Annotated in this window: 21 protein-coding genes and 2 pseudogenes; 11 read left to right on the top strand and 12 right to left on the bottom strand. The window is 60.3% G+C overall.

Translation table 11 applies throughout. From position 1 onward, the window contains the following. Window positions 1-19 precede the first annotated feature (19 nt). The 4 genes from PMN64_RS18075 to PMN64_RS18060 form a co-directional block, all read right to left on the bottom strand. On the bottom strand, window positions 20-706 hold the full coding sequence (locus tag PMN64_RS18075; protein WP_411781603.1) for a nucleotidyltransferase domain-containing protein: 687 nt from the start codon (window positions 704-706) through the stop codon (window positions 20-22). Beyond that, window positions 630-884, bottom strand: a complete 255-nt coding sequence (locus PMN64_RS18070; RefSeq protein WP_411781620.1) for a hypothetical protein — start codon at window positions 882-884, stop codon at window positions 630-632. Before PMN64_RS18070 ends, PMN64_RS18075 begins: the two co-directional genes overlap by 77 nt. Before the next feature lie 1,314 nt (window positions 885-2,198). Then, window positions 2,199-2,453 (bottom strand): hypothetical protein, encoded by a 255-nt coding sequence (locus PMN64_RS18065; protein ID WP_411781602.1) that lies wholly within the window; start codon window positions 2,451-2,453, stop codon window positions 2,199-2,201. 20 nt (window positions 2,454-2,473) lie between these two features. After that, window positions 2,474-3,403 (bottom strand): Ku protein, encoded by a 930-nt coding sequence (locus PMN64_RS18060; RefSeq protein WP_411781601.1) that lies wholly within the window; start codon window positions 3,401-3,403, stop codon window positions 2,474-2,476. 203 nt (window positions 3,404-3,606) lie between these two features. Between PMN64_RS18060 and PMN64_RS18055 the strand changes: the two are divergent. Beyond that, window positions 3,607-3,841, top strand: a pseudogene (locus PMN64_RS18055) (hypothetical protein). Continuing rightward, window positions 3,829-4,005, top strand: a complete 177-nt coding sequence (locus PMN64_RS18050) for a hypothetical protein (RefSeq protein WP_411781600.1) — start codon at window positions 3,829-3,831, stop codon at window positions 4,003-4,005. The pseudogene PMN64_RS18055 and the gene PMN64_RS18050 overlap by 13 nt, the downstream one beginning before the upstream one ends. Before the next feature lie 243 nt (window positions 4,006-4,248). Here the strand turns inward: PMN64_RS18050 and PMN64_RS18045 are convergent, their stop codons facing one another. The 5 genes from PMN64_RS18045 to PMN64_RS18025 form a co-directional block, all read right to left on the bottom strand. Then, complete coding sequence (locus tag PMN64_RS18045) at window positions 4,249-4,380, bottom strand: hypothetical protein (protein WP_411781599.1); 132 nt, start codon at window positions 4,378-4,380, stop codon at window positions 4,249-4,251. Window positions 4,381-4,637: 257 nt separating this feature from the next. Further along, on the bottom strand, window positions 4,638-5,276 hold the full coding sequence (locus tag PMN64_RS18040) for a MarC family protein (RefSeq protein WP_411781598.1): 639 nt from the start codon (window positions 5,274-5,276) through the stop codon (window positions 4,638-4,640). A 774-nt stretch (window positions 5,277-6,050) separates the two neighbouring features. After that, on the bottom strand, window positions 6,051-6,413 hold the full coding sequence (locus PMN64_RS18035) for an SPW repeat protein (protein ID WP_411781597.1): 363 nt from the start codon (window positions 6,411-6,413) through the stop codon (window positions 6,051-6,053). 116 nt (window positions 6,414-6,529) lie between these two features. Beyond that, window positions 6,530-7,015 (bottom strand): Hsp20/alpha crystallin family protein, encoded by a 486-nt coding sequence (locus PMN64_RS18030; protein ID WP_317248411.1) that lies wholly within the window; start codon window positions 7,013-7,015, stop codon window positions 6,530-6,532. A 99-nt stretch (window positions 7,016-7,114) separates the two neighbouring features. Then, window positions 7,115-7,567 (bottom strand): Hsp20 family protein, encoded by a 453-nt coding sequence (locus PMN64_RS18025; RefSeq protein WP_411781619.1) that lies wholly within the window; start codon window positions 7,565-7,567, stop codon window positions 7,115-7,117. Between the two features lie 642 nt (window positions 7,568-8,209). On the opposite strand from PMN64_RS18025, the gene rpoH reads away from it, so the two are divergent. The 4 genes and pseudogenes from rpoH (at window position 8,210) to PMN64_RS18005 (ending at window position 11,620) form a co-directional block, all read left to right on the top strand. Further along, window positions 8,210-9,157: an RNA polymerase sigma factor RpoH gene (gene rpoH / locus PMN64_RS18020; protein WP_411781596.1), complete on the top strand. Its 948-nt coding sequence runs from the start codon at window positions 8,210-8,212 to the stop codon at window positions 9,155-9,157. Then, window positions 9,154-10,269 carry a glycosyltransferase family 4 protein gene (locus tag PMN64_RS18015; RefSeq protein WP_411781618.1) on the top strand — a complete coding sequence of 372 codons (1,116 nt, stop codon included), beginning with the start codon at window positions 9,154-9,156 and terminating at the stop codon, window positions 10,267-10,269. The genes rpoH and PMN64_RS18015 overlap by 4 nt, the downstream gene beginning before the upstream one ends. Window positions 10,270-10,445: 176 nt before the next feature. Then, window positions 10,446-10,643: pseudogene (gene groEL, locus PMN64_RS18010) on the top strand (chaperonin GroEL); the annotation flags it as partial. A 404-nt stretch (window positions 10,644-11,047) separates the two neighbouring features. Continuing rightward, window positions 11,048-11,620 (top strand): hypothetical protein, encoded by a 573-nt coding sequence (locus tag PMN64_RS18005; protein WP_317248413.1) that lies wholly within the window; start codon window positions 11,048-11,050, stop codon window positions 11,618-11,620. Between the two features lie 543 nt (window positions 11,621-12,163). On the opposite strand, the gene PMN64_RS18000 is transcribed toward PMN64_RS18005, so the two are convergent. From PMN64_RS18000 to PMN64_RS17990, 3 genes are all read right to left on the bottom strand, one after another. Then, complete coding sequence (locus PMN64_RS18000) at window positions 12,164-13,441, bottom strand: type II toxin-antitoxin system HipA family toxin (RefSeq protein ID WP_411781595.1); 1,278 nt, start codon at window positions 13,439-13,441, stop codon at window positions 12,164-12,166. Further along, on the bottom strand, window positions 13,431-13,739 hold the full coding sequence (locus PMN64_RS17995; RefSeq protein WP_411781594.1) for a helix-turn-helix domain-containing protein: 309 nt from the start codon (window positions 13,737-13,739) through the stop codon (window positions 13,431-13,433). The genes PMN64_RS18000 and PMN64_RS17995 overlap by 11 nt, the downstream gene beginning before the upstream one ends. Window positions 13,740-14,254: 515 nt before the next feature. Beyond that, a complete protein-coding gene (locus tag PMN64_RS17990) occupies window positions 14,255-15,145 on the bottom strand; it encodes a LysR substrate-binding domain-containing protein (RefSeq protein WP_411781617.1) in 891 nt (296 codons plus the stop codon). Between the two features lie 138 nt (window positions 15,146-15,283). Between PMN64_RS17990 and PMN64_RS17985 the strand changes: the two genes are divergently transcribed. From PMN64_RS17985 to PMN64_RS17965, 5 genes are all read left to right on the top strand, one after another. Beyond that, a complete protein-coding gene (locus PMN64_RS17985; protein ID WP_411781593.1) occupies window positions 15,284-16,033 on the top strand; it encodes an SDR family NAD(P)-dependent oxidoreductase in 750 nt (249 codons plus the stop codon). Window positions 16,034-16,053: 20 nt separating this feature from the next. Next, window positions 16,054-16,899: a transketolase gene (locus PMN64_RS17980; protein WP_411781592.1), complete on the top strand. Its 846-nt coding sequence runs from the start codon at window positions 16,054-16,056 to the stop codon at window positions 16,897-16,899. After that, entirely contained in the window at window positions 16,896-17,906 is a 1,011-nt protein-coding gene (locus PMN64_RS17975; protein ID WP_411781591.1) for a transketolase family protein, read from the top strand. Before PMN64_RS17980 ends, PMN64_RS17975 begins: the two co-directional genes overlap by 4 nt. A 167-nt stretch (window positions 17,907-18,073) precedes the next feature. Further along, on the top strand, window positions 18,074-19,099 hold the full coding sequence (locus tag PMN64_RS17970; RefSeq protein ID WP_411781590.1) for a TRAP transporter substrate-binding protein: 1,026 nt from the start codon (window positions 18,074-18,076) through the stop codon (window positions 19,097-19,099). Window positions 19,100-19,104: 5 nt separating this feature from the next. Next, window positions 19,105-20,988 carry a TRAP transporter large permease subunit gene (locus PMN64_RS17965; protein ID WP_411781589.1) on the top strand — a complete coding sequence of 628 codons (1,884 nt, stop codon included), beginning with the start codon at window positions 19,105-19,107 and terminating at the stop codon, window positions 20,986-20,988. The last annotated feature ends 129 nt before the right edge of the window (window positions 20,989-21,117 follow it).

Genomic DNA, 21,117 nt, shown 5'->3' with positions numbered 1-21,117 from the left:
GTTGTGGCCGACCTGGCCGCTAGGCTCGCGCAGCACCATCTTTCTTGGCGAAAAGAGGCGCCGCGCTGTCCACCACCTCTTTCGGAAGCATCCTCAATTGCTCTGCATCGAACGGGAGGTGAGTGAGATAGTTCGCCACCAGAGCGCCTACGGCTTCAGCCTGCGCTGCATCTCGTTGGCGTTTGAGCGCCTCCCTGTCCGCCCGACGGGACAGCCAAAGCTTATGGGCGGCCCAAACCCGCGGATCCGGAGCTACGATGCGTACCGGTTCGCCCTTTTCGTCGATAGCGACCGCCTCGAACGCGGGAGCATTCTGCAGCCAATCGAGTCCTTCGATTTGCACGGCGGTCAAATCTTCCGGATCCGAGCCGATCTTGTCTGGAGCCTTCTTCCAGGGTGGGCTCTGCATCGGCTTAATCAAATCGACGAGATAGCCGTCCCGGTTTACAGCGCGGAACGTCTGCTTGGCGCGTTCGAAGCTGGTGTCCACTCGCTTGAGTATCTTCATGAGCGATGACTCAGAGACGTCGTCGTCTGCGACGAACGTAAGCCCGCCGCGCGCGTCGAACAGCAGATCGATGTCTTCCGTCGTGGCCAAGCCCGGATCGAGTCTGACGCCCGAAGAGGCCTCATAGCCGTAGATCGCGTTGGTCCCGAGAATCCGAATCCCAGAACCCAACATTCCGAAGCCGTCGAGAGCGCGCATGATCCGGGCTCCTATCAACGGAACGCGGCCCAATCCGAAGCCCGTGAATGTCGTCTACAAAGACGTGATCAATTGTACCGGCCTTGCCATCGGACAAGATGACGCCCTTGCCAACCAATTCTTTCTCGGAAGCGTGAAGTATGAGAGCGTATTTGCAGCAGTCATAAAACTCGTTCATTTTGCGCGACGCTCCTAATGTTGCAGCGAGGCAGATTCGGTATCTTCCCGGAGCCGGGCTCGAGCCGAGATGGCGGCTTTTAATCACGGCGCTGACGAGCACATCGCTGACAGCAGCAGGCACAATGGTTCGGACCATTCGCTCGTCAGGTCTTTAGCAAAAGTGAATCTCTTCTGTTTTTCCCGACCACGGCCGCCCGAGCCAAAAAAGGCCTCAGCGCGAGGGGGCGTCGCCGAGGTCGCTTCGTTTCCACACTACCGGATCAAGTCCAGCCGCTTCTGGAAGCGGCAGCATCATGAATCGTTCCGGCTAGAGCCACCGCCGGTACCGCGCAAAGCGCGCGGGGTGTGTAACGCCTCTTTCTTCAGTTCCTGAGTTGCTCGACCCGCGCCGTCGCCTGGACAGCGGGAACGCGGGCTCTTTCTCCGCCCGCGCCAATAAGGCAAAGGAGGCAAAACCGCGCTCGAGCAGCTCAATACGCTACGGGGCAAGGCAACCCTGACCGACGCCAAGACTTCGCAGGTCGGCGAGCTCGAGACCAAGGTCGACGCGCTCGAGGCCGAGGTCGCCGAGCTCGACAAGCAGATCGCGGCCGATGAAAAGAAGTTGCGCCGCACGGCCCTGTTCGGCTTTTCGACCGCGCTCGGCGGTCCGCCGCTGGCGACGTCGTCAACGATATCAATCCGGGGCGGACCGGCGCTTTCCGCAGCGTCGCGGAATTGGCGGTTTCGGTTCGGACCGCCATGACGGGCGGCGGCCTCGATCCGCGCCTGGCGCAGCGCCGACCAATTTCCAGCAGAACCAGGGCGCCAGCGGCGAGGGCTTCCTGGTTCCGACCGAGTATCGCGAGCAGATCTGGGCGCTCGTTTTCGACGACCAGAACCTGCTCGGTTTCTGCAACCTGGAGCCGACCCAGGGCAACTCGCTCGCGATCGCAAAGGACGAGACCACGCCCTCGGGGCCTCCCGGGTCCAGGCGCTTTGGAGCTCTGAGGGCACGCAGAGATCGCGGACAAGGCCGAGCGCTTTCGCTCGACCGGGCATGATGAGGCCCGGCTCCTTGAAACAAGCTCAAGTCTGGGCGATGGCAATTGCTTCGTCTTCGCTTTTGTCGGCGCCTAGTCATGATAAAAAAACCCAAAGAGAGCTAATAAATCTGCGTAGGATGAGAGGGAGCAAGTCGAACGATTCTCAACAAGATCAAACAATGTCGTCGGGTGGCGACGCGCTGCGACAGGTTCGCCGCCAACTACCTCGCCTTTGTCCACTCACATCTATCCGGCTATGGCCGGCCGCGCGTTATGAGTCGACGCCATTAGCGCCGGCGCGCGACCCAAACACCTAGCAGGAACGCGACGAACAACGACTGCAATGGAGCCTTAGCGGTCACCTTGCGCAACTGGTCGGCCCATCGCATCGCGGCCTCCGGCGCGGGAGACTGGAATGGCCGAGGGCTTCCTCCCACTTGCGCCGAGGCGCCCGGCATCGCGCCGGCAGCGGGCCCGCTGCCATCCTGATCGTCCACAAGCCCAGAGGCTTCCGTCATCGCCGAGGCTTCTTTCAAATCCATGCGGCTCTCCTGCTCTGCCTTCAGGCGGACTTGCGCTGCGGCTTGGCCGCAGGCTTCTTCGCCGTCGCCTCCTTGGCCGGCTTCTTGCCCTCGATCGCCATCAGCATCTCCTTCTGCCCGCTGGCCGCCTTGCGTGGCTTCTTGGCCGGCTTCTTCGGCGCCTCGGCCTTGGCCGCCGCTCCGCCGACGCTCCGACGCAGCGCCTCCATCAGATCGACGACGTTGCCGGCGGCCGGCTTCTCCTTCGGCGTGATCGGCTTGCCGGCGCGCTTCTGGTTGATGAGGTCGATCAGCGCAGTTTCGTACTGGTCCTCGAACTTCTCGGGCTCGAACCGCCCGGACTTCTGGTTCACGATGTGCTTCGCCAGGTTGAGCATGTCCTTGGTGATTTTGACGTCCTGGATCTCGTCAAAATATTCCTGCGGATCCCGGACTTCGTACGGGTAGCGCAACAGCGTGCCCATGAGACCCTTGTCGAGCGGCTCGAGCGCGATGATGTGCTCGCGGTTGGTCAGCACCACGCGGCCGATTGCGACCTTGTCCATCTCGCGGATGGTCTCGCGGATCACCGCGAAGGCGTCGTGCCCGACCTTGCCGTCAGGACGCAGGTAGTAGGGTCGGATCAGGTAACGGGGGTCGATCTCGCTGCGGTCGACGAACTCGTCGATCTCGATGGTGCGGGTGGACTCCAGCGCGACGTTCTCGAGTTCTTCCTTGGAGACCTCGATGTAGGTGTCGGTGTCGACCTTGAAGCCCTTGACGATGTCTTCGTTCTCGACCTCCTCGCCGGTGTCTGCGTCAACCTTGGCGTACTTGATCCGGTGGCCGGTCTTCCGATTGAGCTGGTTGAACGAAATCTTCTCGGACTCCGAGGTGGCCGGATAGAGCGCGACCGGACAGGTGACGAGCGACAGCCGAAGGAAGCCTTTCCAGTTGGCGCGCGGGGCCATACGCAGAACTCCGTTACGATTTGATTCAAGACGATTGGCCGCCGGCAGTTCCGACATCCCGCCAGCCTTCCTCGCGAATTCATCCGTCAACCGGGCGTCGAAGCGGCCGAATCCGCGTTCGGGCGGCTTGACTCCATGCGAACAAAAAGGGAACATTGGGTATACCCGCTGCGCCCGAACCTTCCGCGCCCTCCGCCGGAGATCTGGAGCCCGCTGCCGACCAGGCCATTGCGGCCTGCGGCGGCGATCCCCGCGAGGCGGACGCTGATAGTGGCCAACGGTTTTCTCGAAGCGCAGGTCGAGGAGCTCCGCGCTTCGGTTTCTGCCGGCTACTCGCGCGGCCGGTTCGACCTCTCGCGCGAGGTGACCTACTACGTCGCCCTAGCCTTCGTGGCCGCCGACGACGGGTCGCGGCCGGCGAAGCAGTGGAGTGCCTGAGCGCCAACACCGCGGTGATGCGAGCCGAGTCGCTCTCGCAAAAGCCCGGCTGCGCCGGCGCGGTCACGTTCAGCCGCAGCGGAAATCCCGCCACCGGCGAATTCGGCGATGCCAAGGTGATCCGGAAATTCGGCGACGTGCCGGGTGATCTGAGCGCGCTGTGAGCCTCGCGGAAGTACGCATGAAAGTCTGCGAACTGATCGAACTGTTGAAGGATCAGCCGTCCGAACGGAGAGTCGTGCTGCGAGGTACGAACAGCCGACATTTCAGGAGTGAGAGCGGCCGCTCAAGCTGGATGCCAACGGCGAGTGGTGGAACGGACCGCACGAAGCATCCGAAACGGAAGTGGCCATCGAGACCCTGAGAATTGATCGGGATCCGGATTAGCACCGAATATTCCGGGCCAGCTATTTCGCCGGCGGCTTCAGCGAGCTCTCGATCCACTTCCGGGCGACAGGATCGTGCAGCGGATCGTCCTCGCAATCGGGGCAGACATAGCGCTGCGGGCTCGTTGCCGTCTCGTCGCGGACAAGCTTCATGGGCCGCCCGGAATGAGGGCACGGCTTCCGGACCGCTGCAGCAGCAACATGACTTCCCCGCCGCGGCCTGCGTAGTGCCGTTTGCCGGACGGGCACAAGCGCGTCATGGGAAGTTTTCCGGGTGCTTGACGTCAGACCCGCCAGATACTGAAAGCCGGGTTTCGCTGACGTTGCGGGTGGTCGACCCGACCCCGAGGGTGCGACCAGGAAGCCGTCAAACGTTGAGATAAGTCAAAAGCAAGGGGCGCATCAGGTTTTCACTCGGCTGCGAGGAGCCGAGCGCCTCGAATACCGTCGAAAATGAATTGGACCGCGAGGGTCGCCAGCAGGATGCCGGCGAGCCTCGCCAGCACGTTGGCGCCGGTGGCCCTCAACACCCGGTGCAAGACGTCCGTGAAGATCATACCGAGATAGGTCAGTAGAAGGCACAGCAGCATGGCCACCAGTACGATCATCGAGCCGAGGGGGTCACCGGCGGCCTGCCCCATCAGCAGAACGACCGCCGTGAGGCCGGCCGGTCCCGCGATCACCGGAAATGCCAGGGGGAAAATCGCGATGTCGCCGGGCGCCATCGCCTCACGCCGCTCGAGCGCGGTGAGCGAAGACAGACCTGAGGGATGGGCGAAGATCATCTGGATGGCCTGCAACAGCAGCAGGATGCCGCCCGCAACTCGAAAGGCATCCAGAGAAACCCGAAGGGCGGCCAGCACCCGATTGCCGAACAGTGCAAACCCGAGCAGGACAATTCCGGCGATCAGGACGGCCTGCCAGGCCAGACGAAACCGCTCGGGCCGGTGAACGCCCGCCGTCAGGCCGCCGAACACGATCGCGGTATCGATGGGTCCGATCGCCACAAACAGGGTTGCAAAGGCGGTGATGGTGAAATCAGTGAGCATGACGGGCTTACCCTGAATCCTCCCCCAAGGCAGCCTGCCTTTGGGAAGCCGGCGAGCGCCATGTTTCCGTGCTCAACGGCGAAGTTCGGATCGCCGATTGGGCCTGCGGCCAGTATGTTTGTTGAGGGGTCCCATGCGCGGTCTTCTCAATCCTTCCGGAAGAGAAAAATCATCCACCCGGCCGTCGTCGCTTGAGGGCCCGGGCGGTGCCTTTCGCGCGAGGATCTGCGGACCTGGTTGCCGCTGCGCACCGTCGTTCACTGTGCTGGGTGCGCGGCATTTCTCGCTCATGCCGGCGAACAGGCTCCTTGCCCAAGATCCAATTCTTGCGAAGGACGCTAATTTCGGCCAACCCTCCATACTCACCACGCGCAATCGATTTCAGGCAGCGGTCTGCTTCCGCGCGGCCTCCATTCTTCGGAATAGCTCCAGCCACCGCTGCTCTTTTGGAGAGAGCGGTAGATCGGAAGGCCTCCAAGCCGGCTTGCCATCGAGCGGAAGCTGAGCATCCAACAGTTCGAATTCGGTCGTCTCCTCGGGAGTAAGGCCCACAAGCACTCGGCGACGCTTCTTATCAAGCGTGTACAAGCACGAAGTCAGCGGCACGGCTTCTCTGCTTGGCGCAAGGGCCGACTGAGAAGCTATTGGCATGTTCCCTTTCACTGCAGCACCCATCATGGTTGATCTCGCGGGCAACAAGCTTGGCCAGCAAATTGGCGCAGTCTCGCAGATAAAATGCGAAGGGAGGCTGGCAGCGACCTCCCTCGCCGAGCATCAGGCCATCACACGCGGATGGCTCTGGTGCAGTTGCCAGATTCGCAGGGCAGCAACAGCCGCCACCAGGATTCCGGCGATGACGTGGAGCGGTGTCACCGTTGCCTTGGCCGAGAAGAGCAGCACCCAGGGCGACACGGCGACCCAAGCGCCGGCGGCAAGTGCCATCCACTCCTGCCATTCGGCGAAGAGCGCCAGCGCTGCTACAGCCAGCGCAGCGATCAGGATGCCGCTCAGCCAGGCATTCCAGTTCGTGGGACTTTCAGCGGCGAATCCGATGGCCCATGGCGATACGAACAAGCCCAGGCCGATTGCAAGGTTGACCACATTAGCGATTATGTCCTTTTTCCAGGCGGTGTTCATGGTTGCAACTCCTTACATTGGCTCCTCTCATTCATTCGAGTTCGATTGACCTGTCATTGTTGATTGGCAATGGGCTCGACGCGGGCGAGAGCACAAGACTCCCGCCCGCCCCGCGGTTACTTGCCGTTGATGGCGATCCGTTTCACATTCGGCTGCGCGGTAGGTAGCTTCGGCAGCGTTACGCTGAGAACGCCGTTTTTGAACGACGCTCCGACCTTATCCTGGTCGATATCGTCAACCGGGATCGAACGCTCGAAGCGCCCATAGTAGCGCTCGCTGAAGCGGCGCTCCTTGTCTTCGGTCTCGCTCTTCCTCTCACCGCTGATCGTCAACATGCCGTTCCTCAGTTCGACGTTGACGTCCTTCTCTTCGAGACCGGGAAGTTCAGCGATAACCTTGACTTCCTTTGCGGTCTCCTTGACCTCGAGCTTCGGCCAGCCCATCGCCTGGGAGCTGAACGCAGTGATGTCGAACGAGCGGAACGCGTCGTCGAAAAGCCGGTTCATCTCGCGGTGAAGCGCGAGGAACGGATTGGGCTCGTTGCGCTGCAAGCTCAGATCACGAGAGCCGTCGTTCCACGGAATGAGATCGCGTAGTGCCATAGTTGTCCTCCTCTCTGTTCTTCATGTTCACTGGACAGAGCTCCGCCGCGCGCGGCCAAGCCGCGCACAAGCGGTCCGACAACCTCGAACGGAACTCCGTTAGGCCGTCTGCTTCTGCTCGATTTGCAGGTTGTCGTTGCCGGCGGTTTTGATCGCGATGCGACGCGGTTTCATCGCCTCCGGCAGTTCCCGAACCAGAGTGATCGTCAGCATGCCGTTTTCGAAAGTCGCATCCTTGACCTGGACATAGTCCGCCAGGTTAAAAACGCGCCTGAACGGCCGCAGGGAGACTCCCTGGTACAGGTAGTCGCGATTACCCTTGTTGGGCTCGCGGCCCTCGACGATCAGCGTCGATGGCTCGGCGGTGATGGTGATCTCCTCCGGGCTGAAGCCCGCCAGCGTCAGCGTGATCTGGTACTGGTTCTCGCCGGTACGCGCGATATCGTACAACGGATAATTGTCGCTGTCGTTCGTCGCGTTGTTGACGAGGTCGAAGAGGCGATCGAATCCGACGCTCGAACGCCAGAACGGGGACATTTCGTAGGTTCTCATAACCACATCCTCCTTGAGCAACATGGATAGAGGCAACGCCGGGATTTCCGGCGGTCTCGGCCGGACCCTGACGGCATCCGGCGCCACACCTGTGGCACCACAAGAACTAGAAGGGTCTCGGGTGATTTCAAGGGCGACACCCGCGCACGAATTGCATTTTTCCTCTGCCCTGGCCCGACCTCGAGAGAACCGCGCGCACCGCATCAGCGCCGGCCGCGGGTGGCCACGTTCGGCGCTGCGCAACTAACCCGCGCGAGCCGCCATTCCGAGCTCTCACCTCTTGACGCCTCTTGACGCCGCGCGGGGCTTCCCTACGGCGGACAGCTGCACGACTTCGCCAGCACAAGCTTTAACCGTCATGCCGTGACAACTTCGGGCGTCGTGCCGCGATGCCGCTCTGACGCCCGGTCCAATAGCCACCAAGCCGAACATCGCACGATACCGAGCGGCTCCAGTTGCTTCGTCCACGCCCCTATCGGCAGGGCCCGTGCTCCCGGCAATCTGGTTCGTCGACTTTCAAATCTCGAAGGAACAAACCGCCGGCTTCGACATTCTGTGGACGCCGCCGGCATGACGGGCGCCGTTCCGGGCCCAAGCCATGCTCGGTAGCTCAACCCACTTCGCTCTGAGGAGGAATTGGAAATGAGCACCCTGTCGGTTCTATCGAATCTGCCCGCGATCCATTCGGACGGCGGGCTTTCCCGTTACCTCGCCACCATTCGCAAATTTCCGCTGCTGAGTGCGGCGGACGAGGCCATGCACGCTCGCCGCTGGCACGAACACGGCGATCGCGATGCGGCGTATCGCCTGGTCACAAGTCACCTCCGGTTGGCCGCCAAGCTGGCGCTGCGGTATCGCGGCTATGGCTTTCCCGTCGCTGACCTGATCTCTGAGGCGAATGTCGGCCTGATGCTGGCGGTGAAGCGCTTCCAGCCCGAGAAAGGCGTTCGGCTCGCGACGTATGCGATGTGGTGGATCAAGGCGACGGTCCACGAATACATTCTCAGGTCCTGGTCGCTGGTGAAAATAGGCACCACTGCAGCCCAGAAGAAGCTGTTCTTCAACCTGCGAAAACTCAAGAACCGGATTTCTGCAAGCGAGGAAGTCGACCTATCGCCGCAGCAGGCCGAATATATCGCGGGCGAACTGAAGGTAGCTCCGCGTGAGGTCGTCGAGATGAACGGGCGGATTCGGGGTGATACTTCGCTCAACTTGCCCATCACGCGGGAGGAGGGGTCCGAGGAAATCCAGGACTGGCTGATTGATCCGGCCCCTGACCCGGAAACGCTGCTATCGGAAACGGAGGATCGCAACCGGACATGGAGCGCACTGAACGACGCGCTCGCGCTCCTTAACCCCCGCGAGCGCCATATCGTGGGCGAGCGATTCCTGGCCGAACAGCCGAAGACCCTGGAGGAGCTCGCCGCCACTTTCGGCGTGTCACGCGAGCGCATCCGCCAGATCGAAGTTCGCGCACTACAAAAGATCAGGGACGCGCTCGGGGCTCACTTGGATGGATTGCCTCCTGGCTTTCCCGGCGGATGGAGGCCCCCGTCTGGCGCAGCGGCTTCTGCGGAGAGACAGAAATGAGGATTGCACAGATAGCCCCGCTATTCGAGAGCGTCCCGCCCCGGCTGTATGGAGGAACGGAGCGGGTCGTTTCCTGGCTGACCGAGGAGTTGGTCCGACAAGGCCACCAAGTGACGCTGTTCGCGAGCGAGGACTCCATCACCTCCGCCGAGCTCGCCCCCTGCACGTCTCGCGCGCTGCGCCTCGACCCCGACGTCCGCGACGCTCTTCCCCACCAGATGATCATGCTCGACAAGGTGCGCGAGCGCGCCGACGAGTTCGACATTCTCCACTTCCACACCGACTATCTGCATTTTCCGCTGTTCCGATCTGAACGCGGCAGGACGCTGACCACGCTGCACGGCAGGCAGGATCTTCTTGATCATATGCCGTTCTACCGCCGGTTTGCGGACATGCCGCTGGTTTCGATCTCGGACGCGCAACGGTCGCCGCTTCCAGGCGCGAACTTCGTAGCGACGGTCTATCACGGCCTTCCGCTCGATCTGCACATTCCGAGCTACAATCCGAAAGGCGGCTATCTGGCGTTTCTCGGCCGGATCTCACCGGAGAAACGTCCCGACCGTGCCATCGCGATTGCGCGGGCAGCCGGCCTTCCGCTCAAGATAGCAGCGAAGGTCGACAAGGCCGACGACGCCTACTTCCGCGGCGTCATCGCCCCGATGCTGAACGAGCCAGGAATTGAGTTCATCGGCGAGATCAATGAGAAAGCCAAAAGCGAATTTCTCGGCGAAGCGGCCGCGCTGCTCTTCCCAATTGACTGGCCGGAGCCATTCGGCCTGGTCATGATTGAAGCCATGGCCTGCGGCACGCCGGTGCTCGCCTTCCGTTGCGGGTCGGTCCCGGAAATCGTCGAGGACGGACTGACCGGACGCGTCGTGTCCGACGTCAACGAGGCGGTGCGCGCCGTTCCCGGGTTGCTGCAGCTCGACCGCAAGGCCGTCCGCGCCCGGTTCGAGGAACGTTTCTCCTCCGCCCGCATGGCGGCGGAGTACGGCCGAATCTACCAGAGGATGGTTCGCAGGCTTCCGACGCCCAGCTCCGGCTATCGGCACTCGCTGCGTGTTCGGCCGGCTTCCACGGACACGGCCTCGGAATCGCCCACGGCCGCGTAAGCCGAGTAACTTGAAGGGACGGACCTACAGCACTGCGGAAATCGGCAAGGAGAGCTGCGCCGTCCCGCCTGAGATCACCCAGGCGACGGCTCCGCGTTGTCGCGCCAACGTCATCGCGGAAACTTCTGCCGGCGCTGTCGAGCTGACAGTCATTGAAGGGAAAAGGAGAGAACGTCATGGCTGCCAAGGAGGTAAAATTCTCTGCGGAAGCTCGCGACCGCATGCTGCGCGGCGTCGATACGCTGGCAAACGGCGTCAAGGTGACACTCGGGCCGAAAGGCCGCAACGTCGTGCTGGACAAATCCTTCGGCGCGCCGCGCATCCCCAAGGACGGTGTCACGGTCGCTGAACGGAGTAGCGTTTCCGAATCCTTTCCGTGATTTGAGCCCATCAAATGGGCCAGGATTTTGCTCTCCCTCCTGGTGCGCGATGCCAGCGCCGTTCGTATGTATTTTAAGCGGGCGGCGCTGTGCCGTTTGTGGCTTGCTACCAACCGCCTGGCGTGGCGACGGCTCGCGCTGTTGTATCGCCACGCCAGGATACTCAATCACGCGAACCGCGCTACTACCATTTCAAGGGGGAGGCGAGCCCCAAACCATGTGGCACAGGATAGCGCGGAGCTTCGGCTCACAAAATCAGAATGGGAAGATCGTTCAAGTCCAGTACACGGGCGAAGACCGATCAGCTTATTGGAGCGAAACGGTTGAAGAAGCCCTCAAACTCAAGCATGCTTATCCGTTTAGCGCTCGCACCCACTACACCTAGCTGGGGGCTTTGAATGACCTGCATCGTCGGCCTTGTTGACAAAGGCCAAGTCTTCATCGGCGGGGATAGCGCTGGCGTCAGCGCGGAGCGTCTTGCGCTTGTGGTCCGCAATGACCGCAAGGTTTTTCGCAATGGCGATTTCGTGATGGGATTCACGTCGTCGTTCCGCATGGGCCAACTTCTCGCATTCAAATTTCATCCGCCCGCACGGCGCGTCGGTATCGACGTGATGACCTATATGGTCACTGACTTTATCGACGCCGCCCGCGCGCGGATGAAAGAGGGCGGATTTGCGCGCATTAGAGAGGGGGCAGAGAAAGGCGGCAGCTTTCTGGTGGGGTATTCTGGCCGCCTTTTCCATATTTCTGATGACTTTCAAGTCGGGGAGTCGTCACACGGCTTTGACGCCTGCGGCTGCGGCGACCTGATCGCGCTCGGCTCGCTTCGCTCAACTCGCGAATGGACTGACCCGTCCGCGCGCGTGAAAGAGGCGCTCGAATGTGCAGAAGCATTCAGCGCGGGCGTGCGCGCGCCCTTCGTTCTCGAGAATACAGCCGCCAAAGCGGAAGAAAAGAGCGCAGCATGACAAACATAAGAGGTAGTAGGTCATGGGCACCTGTGTGGCAATAAGCATGAACTCAAGGACGCCAAGTCGAAAAAGCCCATTCGGGTTGCCGACGAAGCAATCCGCCTTCGTGCCGAGGCCAAAGGCCTGCCCACAGATACATAAAAGGAAGCGTTGCTGAAACGCGCTCGACAGGTTGAGTCGCTGGATGTCGGCATGAACGGCATGCCGAGGCCGGTGCAGCTTAGCCAATTTTATCAGCAAAAGCAGCAAATTCCGGGCTGACCTCTCGGATACTCTTTTCGTTGCGGCGACTTAGCCATCGTCCGAGTTCTCCGAGTTCGACGGAGCAAAGGTTAAAGCGCACCCGCTCAGCGATGCGACGGATTAAAATCGGTCATGAATTGAATGCGGCGCGGTACTTCCGCGCCAAGCGACAGGTGGTCGATTCTAACGACCACTGGCCATCAAGCGTGCGCGCGACGACGCCAGCAGCGGTTTTATAGGTAGGCCAGCGTCGACAACCAACGCGCCGGCGGGAATCTAGTTCCGAACGCGCCAACCCTAGGGTTTAGGCACCGAAGATTTCGGAATGTGACTCGGATCTAGAACCAAGCTCATTTCTTCGATTTTGGCATCGATCTTTTCGAGGACGGCGGCGGGAACGACATCCCTTTCTGGGAGATGCCACCAATGATCGTTCACTGACGAAACGACTTCCTCGACGGTCGAGATGACAGCGGGTTCGGGTAGCCGTGCGCGGTTGGCGAGCTTTCGCCAGCGATCCGGAGTGAGCGCCTTGAAGGACTTCTCGCCACCCAATGAGAGGGCTAAATCGTCTTTTGGAAAATAAGCGGTGGTCGATAGGACATCGTAAACGGGGGCGATGGCTGGAATACAACCATCGCCTGGGTATATCGTAGACCAATTCTTCAAGTGCATATCGCCGTTGCCGACAAGCGCGGCAAGCGCCAGCCGGCGAATGAATTCGAGTGCGGCGTCGGTCGACACCGCCATGTTCAGCGCGGATGCAATGTCGTGGTACGATGCGTCATCGTATTTTTTGGATGGCTGCCGGCCAAAGATCTGAGCGAAGTCTTCGATATGAATTCGGGCGCCTTGCGGGCCCCGATCGAAGCGCTTCACGAGCAGGACCTTGCCAGTCGAAAGGGTATTAAATTCTTCGGGGATGCCCTCGAAATCAGATTTCTCGACAAGCTCGCGTTCCGGCACGTCCATTCCGAGGATTTCGGACAGTGCCAGAATGGCAAACTCGTTTTCAGACATTCCAACAAGATTGGTTGAAGGGAATTTTGCGATGTACTGACCTTCCTCGTCGCCAATGGGCAAGGTCAATCCACCGCCCTTGCCGGTGTTTTTCACTACGGAGAGCTTCATCTGAACTCCCGCCAAAGAAAAGCGCGCTTTGATCTCACGTGGATTTTCTTGAGCCGCAATCGTGGTGCTGCCGTCGCTCGGTAAGACGCGCACAGCTCCCGGCAGGTCTGCGCCAAGCGCAGCCAAGAGGTCGAAATCGTTTCCTTGCCTCACCGCTCCCGCGTGGTGCTTTTCCATTGCCTCGCGGAGCTTGTCCTCGGGCAACATGTTCGCGAAGAACGCCGGCAGCATGTGCGCTGCCGGCTTCGGGTCCTTGCGAAGGCCACCATCGGCCGAGCGAAACGAAAGACTCAATATTGGGGGTCTCGCCATGGCTCGATAGACCGGGTCGAGACTGAAGGCGTTGAAATCGCCCGGCGTACGCACGACCGTTCCGACCTTGAGGTCTTGAAGGAACACATCCAGCGACTGGATGGTATTAGGGACGCGGACCCTAGTGCTCATCATTATCATCCATATCGGTAATAAACGCCGGCCGGTCTTCGCCTGCGGATGGGCGAAGTAGTGCGTTGACGCCGGGTACCATTGCCTGTGGGATCAACATCAGTTCCATGCCGAGCGCACGCGCGACGTTGATCAGCGTGGTCGCACGTGCAGCGGCGTCGCCTTGCTCTATATCCCGGTAGCGGGGCCGAGAAATGCCCGCGCGTTCGGCCACCTGCTGTTGAGTTAGCCCCGCTTGTTTTCTTGCGTCGCGGAGGAGCCGTCCTAGCTGTTGGGTTGCTTCCGAGTTCCGCTTCATGATCTGTTTTCGTATCTTCCAGCACTTGAAAGATACCTAAAGATATCATTATTCATTCAATATGTCAAAGGGAAAGATCCGTTTACGTATCATTTTGACGCAAAACGATCTCCAAACGTATCTTTTATGTGTGAAACTCGCCTAAGCAGCCAGAAGACGGCATCAGGGAACCCATCCCGAGTATCTCCAGCTGACACGACTGAGTACGTCGACAGGCCTGTGCGGAACTAGTTGGCCTTTAATAGTCGCCGCCGACGGATGGTGATCTACGTAGCGCGGCAACTCGACCGAGAAGACGCACTCATAGAAAAAGGACCCGGATCCGAACTAGTTAGGCTGAATGAGCCGGATCAAAGCCATATGTCGAGGTGTACTAGCGGTCGCCCGCTCAGCCCCTTCATTTCGACGTGAGAGCTCTGAAAGTTCGCCTATTGGTTCGAACGGGCCAGAAGCGAAATCGCCGGATTGGACAACGCGAACGCAGCATGCTGGCGGTATCGGGAGCTCAATTCGAATTAACCCTTGTTGTCCGCCTGCGCGAGCTCTGACGTGATCCAATCCACGAAGGCGCGAAGGGCCCGACGTTGACGCCCGGCGCGAGGAAAGACGAGATGGTGGCCGACATAGCGGATATCAGTTGAACGACCGACCAGCGGCGCCACCAAGCGACGAGCTTCTATTTCACGTTCGGCCAAACGAGTTGATTCCAAGGTTACGCCGACTCCGCCACATGCCATAGCTATTGCCAGGAAACTACGATCAAAGCGCATCCCGTGAATGGCAGGCGGCTCGAGCCCATTCGCAGTGAACCATTGATGCCACTGCACTTGCTTCACGTCAGAGCGGATGAGCACCTGGCTCAATAGATCCTTTGGCTTGCGGATCTTCTTGGCAACCTCAGGGGCGCAAAGCGGGGTGACAGTCTCTTCGCCGAGCGGGATCACATCGACACCCTCGCTACGAGGCGGTCCGTAGACGATGTCGAGATCGAAGTCGTCGTTGGTGAAACGAGCATATTCGGTATTGGCGGCGAGCCGCACTTCAAGCTGCGGTTCGGCGGCGAGAAACTTCGTCAGGCGTGGGGCTAGCCATTGTGCTGCAAAACTTGGAGCACAATGCACCCTCAAAAGCTGCGGTCCCCGGCCGGCAACCTCTTCGATCCCACGCCGCAGATTGTCAAAAGCCGCTCCCGCATGACGCATCAGGTTCTCGCCTGCGGGCGTTAGCCGAACAGAACGTGCACTTCGCTCGAAGAGCGTAGTGCTCATCGTGCTTTCCAGCTTACGGATCGCATGGCTGACTGCACTCGGTGTCAAATGCAATTCGTCAGCCGCGTTGCTGAAGGAGCCGGTGCGCGCAGCCGCTTCGAAGGCTCGGATAGCCGAGATCGGGATACTCGACAACAGCATGCCCATAAGTGAACCAGATTCACATATCCAAGACAACAGCGCGTTTGTCTCGGAAGCGCCTCCGACCTAGGAATTTGGTCAAGAGGACCGGCTGCCTATCGCGGCGCCTGGAAGAATAGATACAGGGAGGATCGAATGCTGCTTCGCGGCAAAACAGCTATTATTACAGGGGCGGCTTCGCCCCGCGGGATTGGCCTTGCGACCGCCAGACGGTTTGCCGAAGAGGGCGCTCGGGTCGCCATCCTCGATATCGACGGGCCCGCCGCACAAGCCGCCGCGCAAGGCCTTGGCGACGCCCATATTGGAGTGGCTTGCAACGTCGCCGACCAGACCTCTTGCTTGAAGGCAGTCGAAATCGTCGCCGGCGACTTCGGTCAGATCGACATCTTGATCAACAACGCCGGCATTACCCAGCCGGTGAAATTCCTGGACATCAAGCCGGGCGACTGGGACCGAATCCAGGACGTCAACCTCAAGGGCATACTGTTCCTTTCTCAGGCCGTGATTCCGCACATGCAGAAGCGCAAGGCCGGATCGATTGCGTGCATGTCATCAGTATCAGCCCAGCGCGGTGGCGGCATTTTCGGCGGTCCACACTACTCGGCGGCAAAGGCCGGAGTCCTTGGGCTTGCCAAGGCCATGGCGCGGGAATTTGGCGCCGATGGAATTCGCGTCAACTGCGTTACACCGGGGTTGATTGGCACCGACATCACGTCCGGAAAGCTCACAGACGAAATGAAAGCGAAGGTTTTGGAAGGCATTCCGCTCGGAAGGCTGGGGGAAGCGAAGGATGTCGCGGGAATCTACACGTTTCTCGCTTCGGATCTTTCCGCTTACGTCACCGGTGCCGTGATCGATGTCAATGGCGGGATGCTCATTCACTGAGGGCGGCGACGGAGAGAAGGATGACCACGACTACGCTTATTAACGCACCTACCCTTTCGCAGCGCGCGCGTAACATTCGCCGCAATGCCCTGCGCATGGGCGAGGTTCAAGGCCAGGGTTACATCGCGCAGGCGCTCGACATCGCCGACGTGCTGGCGGTCGCATACTTTCACGCGATGCGCTACCGGCCGGAGGAACCCACCTGGGAAGATCGCGATCGCTTTCTTCTTTCCAACGGTCACTACGCCATCGCCCTGTATGCCGCACTGATCGAGGCCGGCATTATCCCCGAAGCCGAACTAGAGACGTATGGCTTCGACGAAAGCCGCCTTCCGATGTCCGGCATGGCCTCCTACACGCCCGGCATGGAAATGTCCGGCGGCTCCCTGGGGCTCGGACTGAGTATTGCGGTCGGCATGGGCCTCGGGTTGAAGCGGAAGGGCTCCAAAAGCCGCGTCTTCACGCTATTCTCGGACGGAGAGCTCGACGAGGGTTCAAAGTGGGAGGCGATGATGTCGGCTGCACACCACAAGCTCGACAATCTGATCGCGATCATCGACGTCAACAACCAGCAGGCCGACGGTCCCTCGAAGCAGATGATGGGATTCGAGCCGTTGGTCGAAAAGCTAGAGGCTTTCGGCTGGTTTGTGCGCCGGGTCGACGGCAATGACCTCGACGCCGTTGTGGCGGCCTTTGACGCGGCGAGTTCGCACACCGAACCGCAACCGCGCGTGATCGTCGCTGACACCCTGATGGGAAAGGGAGTTCCGTTCTTAGAGCAGCGCGAAAAGAACCATTTCATTCGAGTCGAGGCGCACGAATGGAAACTGGCGTTGGCAGAACTTGATGCGAGAGACAGGTCATGAAGTCGACAATCTCAGCCTCGCCCGGGAAACCGCGGCTCACCACCTCTGCGATGATCGCGTCGATCGCGGCCGAGGGCCAAAAGACGAAGCCGGCACCGTTCGGTCATGCACTCGTCGAACTGGCACGAAGCCGCCCCGAGGTCGTGGGACTCACCGCCGACCTCGGCAAGTACACTGATCTGCACATTTTTGCGAAGCAGTTCCCCGATCGGTACTATCAGATGGGTATGGCAGAACAGCTGCTTTACGGTGCAGCTTCGGGAATGGCGGCTGAAGGATTCATGCCCTTTGCCACGACCTATGCGGTGTTCGCTTCGCGTCGCGCGTACGATTTCATCCATCAGACTATCGCGGAAGAAGACCGCAACGTGAAAATCGTATGCGCGTTACCCGGCCTCACTTCAGGTTACGGCCCGAGCCACCAGGCGGCGGAAGATCTCGCCCTGTTTCGCGCCATGCCGAACATGACCGTGATCGATCCCTGCGATGCGCATGAAATCGAACAGATTGTTCCCGCTATCGCGGCGCATCATGGGCCGGTGTACATGCGACTGCTGCGCGGTCAGGTGCCGCTTGTGCTCGACGAGTACAACTATCAATTCAAACTCGGCAAGGCATCCCTCATTCGCGATGGTGGGGAAGTCCTGATCATCTCCTCGGGGATCATGACCATGAGGGCGCTGGAAGCCGCAAAGGAGCTCGCCAGCGACGGCGTGAATGCGGCCGTGCTGCACGTATCGACGATCAAGCCTCTCGATCACGAAGCAATCTTGCGCGAAGCCGGCAAGCCCGGCCGCCTCGTCGTCGTCGCAGAGAACCACACCATCATCGGGGGCCTCGGAGAGGCGGTTGCGGCATTGTTGATGCGTTCCGGCATTCATCCGGCCTTCCGCCAGATCGCGTTGCCCGACGAGTTTCTTGCCGCTGGGGCGCTTCCCACGCTGCATGATCGCTACGGCATTTCCACTGCCGAAGTTGCAAGGCAGATCAAGGGCTGGCTGCGCTAAGCGCGCAGCGCGATTCGTCAAGTTCGCCTGAGGAAACATCGCCTACGCGGCATCGCTGCGGAGAACGATGGCTAATGCCTGACGGCTGGTGCCCGAGAACAGTCCAAAGCTGCAGACAAGTGCCGCCGCCGACGAGCACACCGATTCATATCAACAAGGAGGAAGCAATGACCCAACGCAAACCGATTGCCATAACTCGTCGCAAGCTGCTCCTGGCCGGCGCGGCCGTTCCGTTATGCGCCGTACTCAGCCGCCCTGCTGCGGCGGCGGAGTTTACCTACAAGCTAGCGACCGGACAGGATCCGACGCATCCGGTGAATGTTCGAGCCAAGGAGGCTGCCGATCGCATCAAGGAAGCGACAAGCGGCCGCCTGGAAATCAATCTCTTTCCGGCCAATCAGCTCGGCTCGGATACGGATCTTCTGACACAGGTCCGCAACGGTAGCGTCGAGTTCTTCAACCTGTCTTCCCTAATCCTCGCCACCCTGGTGCCGGCCGCCGGGATCGTGAATCTGGGCTTCCTCTTTCCGAACTACGATGCGGTCTGGAAAGCCATGGATGGTGAGCTCGGTGCTTACATCCGGGCGCAGATCGCCAAGACACCGATCATGACGGTCTCCAAACCTTGGGACAACGGGTTCCGCCACATCACGTCGTCGGGTCGCGAGATCAAGACGCCGGAGGACCTCAAGGGTTTCAAGCTGAGGGTACCCGCCGCACCCAACCTGACCTCGCTGTTCCTTGCGCTCAGGGCAGGACCGGCGCCAATTAACTTCAATGAGGTCTATTCCGCGTTGCAGACCAAGGTCGTCGACGGTCAGGAGAATCCACTTCCCATCATCGCAACAGCGCGGCTGTACGAGGTACAGAAAACCTGCAGTCTGACGGGTCATGTTTGGGACAACTACTGGATCCTCGGCAACAAGCGCGCCTTCGAGAAGCTTCCAAAGGACATGCAGGCAATCGTGACGCGCGAGTTCGACCGCTCGGCCGAAGATGAGCGAGCTGACATCGCAAAGCTCAGTGAGTCGCTGCGCACCGATCTGACCGCAAAGGGGATGCAATTCCTAGAAGTCGACCGATCAGTCTTCCGCGAGGCGCTGGCTAAAACGAGCTTCTATGCCGACTGGAAAGCCAAGTTCGGTGAAGAAGCGTGGGCGCAACTCGAGAAAGCCGCTGGCAAGCTTGGGTGAGCGCCATGGAACACGGACACATAGAAGGGGCGACCCTCGCCCTGCCCGAACCGCCCTCCGGATGGCGAAAAGTTGTCGTGAGCGTGAACCGGGCGCTCAAGCCTGTCGTCGCCATCCCTGCCGCACTCCTCGTCGTTGCGGAGGTGATCGTCCTCTTTGTCGGCATCATCTCCCGCTACGTGCTCCACGCGCCGATCGTCTGGTCGGACGAACTTGCCGGCATCCTGTTCCTATGGCTCGCGATGCTGGGATCGGTCGTTGCTTTCCAACGAGCCGAACATATGCGGATGACAGCGATCATCGGCATGATCCGCCCGGAAGCGAGGCTATTCCTGGACGTCTTCGCGACGGCCGCATCGTTGGCATTCCTGCTGCTGGTCGTTCACCCGGCATACGAGTTCGCGGCCGACGAGGTGTATGTGACTACTCCCGCTTTGGGAATCGTCAACACTTGGCGCGCCGCCGCCCTTCCCGTCGGAATTGGGCTAATGCTGATCGTCGCGAGTCTGAGATTGGTGGCCACGGCCAATGTCAAGCATCTCGTGGCGGCCGTCGCCGCCGTCGCGGCGCTGATCGGGATTCTCGCGTTTATGGCGCCGGCTTTTAAGCCGCTCGGCAATCTCAACTTGCTGATCTTCTTCGTGTTCATCGTCGGCGCTATGGTTTTCGCGGCGGTGCCGATCGCCTTCGCGTTCGGCTTGGCGACCATCGGATACATAACACTTACCACGAGCACGCCCGACGTGGTCGTGATCGGTCGCATGGACGAAGGCATGAGCCACCTCATTCTGCTCGCGGTCCCGCTGTTCGTGTTCCTCGGCTTGTTGATCGAAATGACCGGCATGGCCCGCGCCATGGTCGGGTTCCTTGCCAGCCTGCTCGGCCACGTTCGCGGTGGCCTCCAGTATGTGCTGGTCGGTGCGATGTACTTGGTCTCAGGTATCTCGGGATCCAAGGCAGCCGACATGGCGGCAGTAGCGCCCGTGCTTTTCCCCGAAATGACCAAGCGCGGCGCAAAGCGTGGCGACCTCGTCGCGCTCCTGGCGGCCACCGGCGCTCAAACCGAGACGATCCCGCCGTCCTTGGTGTTGATCACGATCGGATCGGTGACCGGCGTGTCGATTGCGGCTCTGTTCACCGGCGGGTTACTACCAGCAATCGTGCTCGCAATCGGGCTGTGTGCGGTCGTGTGGTGGCGATACCGTGGGGAGGACTTGTCCCATGTTCAGCGAGCGACGAGCCGAGAAATTGGCCGTGCCTTCCTGATCGCGATTCCCGCTATCGCGCTCCCTTTTTTGATCCGCGCCGCGGTTGTCGAAGGGGTCGCGACCGCCACCGAGGTCTCGACGATAGGCATCGTCTATTCCATATTGGCTGGGCTTCTCATTTATCGCCAGTTTGACTGGCGTCGCCTCTATCCGATGTTGGTTGAGACCGCGGCTCTCTCCGGCGCGATCCTCTTCATCATCGGCGCGGCAACAGGAATGGCCTGGGCTTTAACCCAGTCGGGCTTCTCGGCATCGCTTGCGAAGTTCATGACCTCCTTGCCGGGTGGTGTGCCGGTCTTTCTGATCGTCACTATCATTGCGTTCGTTATCCTAGGGAGCGTACTCGAAGGCATTCCTGCCATCGTGCTCTTTGGCCCGCTGCTTTTTCCCATTGCACGTCAAGTCGGCGTGCATGAGGTCCACTACGCGATGGTTGTCGTTCTGGCGATGGGAATTGGGCTTTTCGCGCCGCCATTTGGGGTCGGATACTACGCGGCGTGCGCCATCAGTCGGATTCATCCCGACGAAGGCATTGGCCCGATCGTTGCATACATATTGGCCTTGCTCCTCGGCACGATCGTGGTGGCTGCATTGCCATGGATTTCCATCGGGTTCTTGTAAATCCACGAAAGCATGAGGTGCGGAGGTCGTCCGCACCTCTCTGTGTTCCCCGCAGCTTTAGAAGGATGGAAGGTGAACTTTCGCGAGCTAGACAGCCTGTTAGAGCAGTTCTTTACCCTAGTCGAGGCA

Source organism: Bradyrhizobium sp. UFLA01-814 (genome assembly GCF_046718885.1).
Classification (GTDB): Bacteria; Pseudomonadota; Alphaproteobacteria; order Rhizobiales; family Xanthobacteraceae; genus Bradyrhizobium; species Bradyrhizobium elkanii.
This window is presented reverse-complemented; position numbering and strand designations above follow the sequence as displayed.

What these genes read in the sequence shown, in the direction of transcription:
- PMN64_RS17970 (WP_411781590.1), top strand. Translation starts at nt 18,074, where the DNA reads ATGACCCAACGCAAACCGATTGCCATAACTCGTCGCAAGCTGCTCCTG.
- PMN64_RS17985 (WP_411781593.1), top strand. Translation starts at nt 15,284, where the DNA reads ATGCTGCTTCGCGGCAAAACAGCTATTATTACAGGGGCGGCTTCGCCC.
- PMN64_RS18045 (WP_411781599.1), bottom strand. Translation starts at nt 4,380, where the DNA reads ATGAAGCTTGTCCGCGACGAGACGGCAACGAGCCCGCAGCGCTATGTC.
- PMN64_RS18040 (WP_411781598.1), bottom strand. Translation starts at nt 5,276, where the DNA reads ATGCTCACTGATTTCACCATCACCGCCTTTGCAACCCTGTTTGTGGCG.
- PMN64_RS18030 (WP_317248411.1), bottom strand. Translation starts at nt 7,015, where the DNA reads ATGGCACTACGCGATCTCATTCCGTGGAACGACGGCTCTCGTGATCTG.
- PMN64_RS18015 (WP_411781618.1), top strand. Translation starts at nt 9,154, where the DNA reads ATGAGGATTGCACAGATAGCCCCGCTATTCGAGAGCGTCCCGCCCCGG.
- PMN64_RS18025 (WP_411781619.1), bottom strand. Translation starts at nt 7,567, where the DNA reads ATGAGAACCTACGAAATGTCCCCGTTCTGGCGTTCGAGCGTCGGATTC.
- PMN64_RS17975 (WP_411781591.1), top strand. Translation starts at nt 16,896, where the DNA reads ATGAAGTCGACAATCTCAGCCTCGCCCGGGAAACCGCGGCTCACCACC.
- PMN64_RS18000 (WP_411781595.1), bottom strand. Translation starts at nt 13,441, where the DNA reads ATGAGCACTAGGGTCCGCGTCCCTAATACCATCCAGTCGCTGGATGTG.
- rpoH (WP_411781596.1), top strand. Translation starts at nt 8,210, where the DNA reads ATGAGCACCCTGTCGGTTCTATCGAATCTGCCCGCGATCCATTCGGAC.
- PMN64_RS18060 (WP_411781601.1), bottom strand. Translation starts at nt 3,403, where the DNA reads ATGGCCCCGCGCGCCAACTGGAAAGGCTTCCTTCGGCTGTCGCTCGTC.
- PMN64_RS18075 (WP_411781603.1), bottom strand. Translation starts at nt 706, where the DNA reads ATGCGCGCTCTCGACGGCTTCGGAATGTTGGGTTCTGGGATTCGGATT.
- PMN64_RS18065 (WP_411781602.1), bottom strand. Translation starts at nt 2,453, where the DNA reads ATGGATTTGAAAGAAGCCTCGGCGATGACGGAAGCCTCTGGGCTTGTG.
- PMN64_RS17980 (WP_411781592.1), top strand. Translation starts at nt 16,054, where the DNA reads ATGACCACGACTACGCTTATTAACGCACCTACCCTTTCGCAGCGCGCG.
- PMN64_RS18005 (WP_317248413.1), top strand. Translation starts at nt 11,048, where the DNA reads ATGACCTGCATCGTCGGCCTTGTTGACAAAGGCCAAGTCTTCATCGGC.
- PMN64_RS17995 (WP_411781594.1), bottom strand. Translation starts at nt 13,739, where the DNA reads ATGAAGCGGAACTCGGAAGCAACCCAACAGCTAGGACGGCTCCTCCGC.
- PMN64_RS17965 (WP_411781589.1), top strand. Translation starts at nt 19,105, where the DNA reads ATGGAACACGGACACATAGAAGGGGCGACCCTCGCCCTGCCCGAACCG.
- PMN64_RS18070 (WP_411781620.1), bottom strand. Translation starts at nt 884, where the DNA reads ATGAACGAGTTTTATGACTGCTGCAAATACGCTCTCATACTTCACGCT.
- PMN64_RS18035 (WP_411781597.1), bottom strand. Translation starts at nt 6,413, where the DNA reads ATGAACACCGCCTGGAAAAAGGACATAATCGCTAATGTGGTCAACCTT.